Origin of the sequence: Lapidilactobacillus wuchangensis, from assembly GCF_003946645.1 — a bacterium.
Classification (GTDB): Bacteria; Bacillota; Bacilli; order Lactobacillales; family Lactobacillaceae; genus Lapidilactobacillus; species Lapidilactobacillus wuchangensis.
Genome location: NZ_RHOU01000033.1, coordinates 1 through 1,955, shown reverse-complemented (window position 1 = coordinate 1,955; position 1,955 = coordinate 1). Strand labels below are relative to the sequence as shown.

1 protein-coding gene is annotated in these 1,955 nt (G+C 35.9%); it reads left to right on the top strand.

Annotated features, from left to right (window positions below):
* A partial coding sequence (locus tag EKM82_RS11095; RefSeq protein WP_191988118.1) for a hypothetical protein occupies positions 1-1,955 on the top strand: 1,955 nt, incomplete at both ends.

Here is a 1,955-nt window from a genome sequence, read left to right as displayed (position 1 = left end):
AGTGACTCTGAATCAGCAAGTACTTCATTAAGCGATTCTGAATCAACAAGTACATCACTAAGTGATTCTGAATCAGTAAGTACTTCAATGAGTGATTCTCAATCATTAAGTGATTCTGAATCCACAAGCGCATCACTAAGTGATTCCGAATCAACAAGTACATCGTTGAGTGATTCCGGATCATTAAGCAATTCTGAATCAGCAAGTACATCATTAAGTGATTCCGAATCAACAAGTACATCATTGAGTGACTCTGAATCAGCAAGTACTTCAATGAGTGATTCTCAATCATTAAGTGATTCTGAATCAACAAGCACATCATTAAGTGATTCCGGATCATTAAGTGATTCTGAATCAGTAAGTACATCATTAAGTGATTCTGAATCAACAAGCACATCATTAAGTGATTCCGGATCATTAAGTGATTCTGAATCAGTAAGTACATCATTAAGTGATTCTGAATCAACAAGCACATCATTAAGTGATTCCGGATCATTAAGTGATTCTGAATCAGTAAGTACATCATTAAGTGATTCTGAATCAACAAGCACATCATTAAGTGATTCCGGATCATTAAGTGATTCTGAATCAGTAAGTACATCATTAAGTGATTCTGAATCAACAAGCACATCATTAAGTGATTCCGGATCATTAAGTGATTCTGAATCAGTAAGTACATCATTAAGCGATTCCGAATCAACAAGCACATCATTAAGCGACTCTGAATCAGCAAGTACTTCATTAAGCGATTCCGAATCCACAAGTACATCACTAAGTGATTCTGAATCAGTAAGTACATCATTGAGTGACTCTGAATCAACAAGCACATCACTAAGTGATTCCGAATCCACAAGCACATCATTAAGTGATTCTGAATCAGTAAGTACTTCATTAAGCGATTCCGAATCCACAAGTACATCAATGAGTGATTCTCAATCATTAAGTGATTCTGAATCAACAAGCACATCATTAAGCGACTCTGAATCAGTAAGTACTTCAATAAGTGATTCTCAATCATTAAGTGATTCTGAATCCACAAGCACATCACTAAGTGATTCCGAATCAGCAAGTACATCAATGAGTGATTCTCAATCATTAAGTGATTCTGAATCCACAAGCACATCATTAAGTGATTCCGGATCATTAAGCAATTCTGAATCAGCAAGTACATCATTGAGTGACTCTGAATCAGTAAGTACATCAATGAGTGATTCTCAATCATTAAGTGATTCCGAATCAGTAAGTACATCATTGAGTGATTCTCAATCATTAAGTGACTCTGAATCAGTAAGCACATCAGTGAGTGATTCTCAATCATTAAGCGATTCTGAATCAGTAAGTACATCAATGAGTGATTCTCAATCATTAAGTGATTCCGAATCAACAAGCACATCACTAAGTGATTCCGAATCTGCAAGTACATCATTAAGTGACTCTGAATCCACAAGTACTTCAATAAGTGATTCTCAATCATTAAGTGATTCTGAATCAACAAGCACATCATTAAGTGATTCCGAATCAGTAAGTACATCAATGAGTGATTCTGGATCATTAAGCGATTCCGAATCAACAAGCACATCATTAAGTGATTCCGAATCCGCAAGTACATCATTAAGTGACTCTGAATCAACGAGCACATCACTAAGTGATTCCGAATCCACAAGTACATCATTGAGTGACTCTGAATCAGTAAGTACTTCAATGAGTGATTCTGAATCAATAAGTACATCATTAAGCGATTCCGAATCAGTAAGTACTTCAATGAGTGATTCTCAATCATTAAGTGATTCTGAATCAACAAGCACATCACTAAGTGATTCCGAATCAGCAAGTACTTCATTAAGCGATTCCGAATCCACAAGTACATCATTGAGTGACTCTGAATCAGCAAGTACTTCATTAAGCGATTCTGAATCAACAAGTACATCACTAAGTGATTCTGAATCAGTAAGTAC